Genomic DNA, 3,472 nt, shown 5'->3' with positions numbered 1-3,472 from the left:
AGACCTTTTTGCCCGACCAAAATGCTTTCTTTACCATATTTTCCATCTAGCTTGTCCAGTGTCATAAAGGTGATTGAGCATTTCCATTTCTCGGTAAGTATCCATACACTGCCAAAACCCTTCATGCTTATATACGGCGAGTTCTCCTAAAGCGGCTAGGGTTCTTAGGGGCTGTGCTTCAAAAGTCGTCGCATCTCCCTCAATTAAATCCAAAACCTTGCGATTTAAGACAAAATACCCCCCATTAATCCATCCCTCAGCCGTTTGGGGCTTTTCTTGGAATTGAGTGACTAAATTACCCTCAATGATTAACTCGCCAAAGCGAGAAGAAGGACGAACCGCCGTCATAGTGGCTAATTTCCCATGAGAGTAATGGAAGTCCAACAGATCCGCAATATTCACATCACAAACCCCGTCCCCGTAGGTGGCTAAAAAGATATCGCTTCCGCTTTGATCTATATAAGAGGTGAGACGTTTAAGACGGCCTCCCGTCATGGTTTCCTGTCCCGTGTCAATTAACCAAATACGCCAGTCTTCCTCCTCGTGTCCACTATCGAGTTTGGTCACTTTTTTATTGCCTAACTCTAAGAGGACATCACTTTGATTCCAATCATAGTTAAAGAAATAGTCCCGGATTATTTCCCCTTTGTACCCTAGACAGAGCATAAAGTCAGTTAGCCCATATTGGGCATAAGTTTTCATGATATGCCAAATAATCGGTCTATTTCCGATGGCAATCATCGGCTTAGGTCGAAATTCGGTTTCTTCCCGCAGTCGGGTTCCTTTGCCACCACACAAGATGGCGACGGGAATGTTAGACTTATATTCCTTAACTGTTAAACTGACCGATTGTATTACCATTAGATTATATAGTGAAGGGCTTTGAGAGTGACATCATCTTATCGAGGCAGTTTAACACGGGATTCCCGATCTTGTCCAATATCTGTCTAAAAAAATTTTTGTTAAGCGAGTGTGTCCAGTTTATTGCTAAACAGTCTCTTAAATCCTATAGCAGTTATCTTCATGGTGAGGTACTAGGTTTTCGTTTTGGGGAGTCGGTCGTCCGCCGGCGATACTAAATCAGGTTATACTTCATCTTTAACGCTATAATCCTGACCGAGTAGGACTAGAAATTCGTGCTACCATGCGAAGATAAATATTCGGGGATACGGTCACGAAGCTACCAGACAATTTTAGGATAAAAATACCGACACTTATGGGGAAATCAATCAATAAAGTCCGAGTAACAGCACTGATTTTAGGGATTCTAGCGATCGCCTTTGCCTTTTTCACCAGGATTGTCAGTATTTTTGAATATGTTACCTTCGATATCGGACCCGATCCCGATCAGATTAGCGGTGGTTACTTTTGGATGGATATGTGGAAGGGAAACTTTCCTCAATTGGGACCTGCAGGGGGGGGTGGAAAATATGGATTCGTAATTCCTCCCCTCTATGGTTATTTAGCGTTCCCTCTGACAATTTTCGGTACCGCTCCCGAATTTCAAGTCCTTACCAATGGACTATTTTCTTTTCTATCGATTCCCCTCTTAATCTACTTGGTTTATCAACTTTTAGAAAATGTAGAACAAGATAAACGTCTTCTCCTGTCCAGTTTGGCAGGATTTTGGTATAGCACGATTTACGCGGACTATTTTATTAATAATTTTTCCTGGGCCCCTAGCCCAATACCCTTTTTCCTGCTCGTTTTTGCTTTACTCTATCGTTTCCAGATGGAAACGAGTAAGCCGCTGCTCTATCAGGCTATAGCTTGGATATTCTTCGGGATTACCGTCGCTATATTGGTGAGTTTACACACCACCACGATGTTAATTATCCCAGTGACTTCTGTTATCGCCTCTCTAGGGTTTGTTTATCGAAATCGCAAGAATACTCGTAAATGTCTTTTGCCTTTTCTATCGATTCTCTCCGCAAATCTCGCCTTGATTATGTATTGGAATAGTGAGATAGTTCGGAGATTTGCAAATACGAAAGGACTGGTGAGAGCGCTCACGGAGAAGGGGGCGAGCGGTGAACCATCGAGCAATCTGTTCACTCGTCTATTTAAAGCGATTTGGGAAACGGTTTATCTGGGTAATCAAGTGTTTTTTTTGAATGACAATATATCAATTTTCAATGTCGTAGTTTCGGCTATTTTTTTCGGCATTTCTCTATACATAGTCATCAAAAAATATCGAGGCAATAAAACACTGATCGGCTTTTTTGCGATCACTTGGATAATTTTTCTCTACGCTTCCTCTAATTATCCTGATGAGCATTTTTATTCCCATCGTAAAATCTTACTCTGGTTTGCTCCTATCCTCTTGGCGATCGCTAGTCTGGCCTATCTAAACTTTACTAAGACTTTCGACAGGATCCTCGGTCTAGTTCTAGCAATTATCATCGGCTATTCTATCGCAACTAATCTCTATTTCAATCAACGTTATCTTGCTAGTAAATACGGTTCCGAAAGACTCCTATCCGTGGCCGATACAGTGGAAATTATCAATCAGATTCCGGTCGGTTCAACCCTTTGTGATCCGGCCAAGAAAGGCAAAAGAAAAGAGCATGGTCAGTACGATTATATCGATACCTTTATGACCAAAAGAGAGCTAACGATAACCAATGCCTGCCCATCGGGTAGTTATTATATACAGCCGAAATTTAAAATGGCTATCCAAATGAACGATTTATTTCCAATTTTTACCCTCGCCAAAACCCCCCCTCTCGATCGCCCGATGACTTCCCTTCTGGAAACCCCAGAAGCCTATCTCTATAAAATCGAGTAGCAATACTGTAGTGATGAAGATGCCTTTACTACTAGTCTGTCAAGTTTGAATTGAGGGATAGAGTTTTTTTAATTTAATACGAGCATCAGCAGTAGTAAATCTCCAGTCAACTGAATTTGACTTTTCATTTCGATTTTCTTCCCATGCCTTAATTTCTTGTTTTAAACTATCCATGTCTGGGATACGACGATCGAGACATTGACGATTCAAAACGCTCAACTCAATTTCTGCCATATTTAACCAGCTGCCATGTTTGGGAGTGTAATGAAATTCGAGTTTATCTAAAATTCTCTTGGCCTCTTCCGGTTCAAAGGCTTTAGATAATGAGCCTTTTACATGAGTATTTAAGTTGTCTTGAATTACTCTAATTTTCTGGGCATCCGGATAACGCTCATCAACCAAATATTTCATTTGGTGTGCATAATCGCTCGCCGTCCTTTGTTGTGTAACTTCTACATGTCGCCAACCTTGTAATGGTTCAAAAAACATAAACATATTGGCTACACCATTACGCTCATATTGATAGTCATACCTTTCTGGTTCTCTCGGTTCGGCTGGTATTTTCTCTGGTTCTTCGTTACTTGGTATGGTTCGATAGGGGGGCATAAATCGACTAAATCCTTATCTGGTAAGAGACTTAATTGATTAGTTCGCTCTATATCAAAAACAATTAACAAAAATCGC

2 protein-coding genes and 2 pseudogenes are annotated in these 3,472 nt (G+C 41.0%); 1 reads left to right on the top strand and 3 read right to left on the bottom strand.

Translation table 11 applies throughout. From position 1 onward, the window contains the following. Positions 1 to 30: 30 nt before the first annotated feature. Positions 31 to 861 (bottom strand): glucose-1-phosphate cytidylyltransferase, encoded by an 831-nt coding sequence (gene rfbF, locus EWV68_RS18325; protein WP_287170642.1) that lies wholly within the window; start codon positions 859 to 861, stop codon positions 31 to 33. A gap of 355 nt (positions 862 to 1,216) precedes the next feature. Between rfbF and EWV68_RS18320 the strand changes: the two genes are divergently transcribed. Next, a complete protein-coding gene (locus EWV68_RS18320; protein WP_287170641.1) occupies positions 1,217 to 2,788 on the top strand; it encodes a hypothetical protein in 1,572 nt (523 codons plus the stop codon). A gap of 39 nt (positions 2,789 to 2,827) precedes the next feature. On the opposite strand, the pseudogene EWV68_RS18315 reads toward EWV68_RS18320, so the two are convergent. Further along, a pseudogene (locus EWV68_RS18315) lies at positions 2,828 to 3,364 on the bottom strand (IS630 family transposase); the annotation flags it as partial. Further along, positions 3,289 to 3,472: pseudogene (locus EWV68_RS18310) on the bottom strand (hypothetical protein); the annotation flags it as partial. The pseudogenes EWV68_RS18315 and EWV68_RS18310, both read right to left, overlap by 76 nt.

Origin of the sequence: Microcystis sp. M_QC_C_20170808_M9Col (assembly GCF_007095495.1) — a bacterium.
GTDB classification, from domain to species: domain Bacteria; phylum Cyanobacteriota; class Cyanobacteriia; order Cyanobacteriales; family Microcystaceae; genus Microcystis; species Microcystis aeruginosa.
The sequence above is the reverse complement of the archived record's forward strand: the minus strand, read 5'-3'. Positions and strand labels throughout refer to the sequence as shown.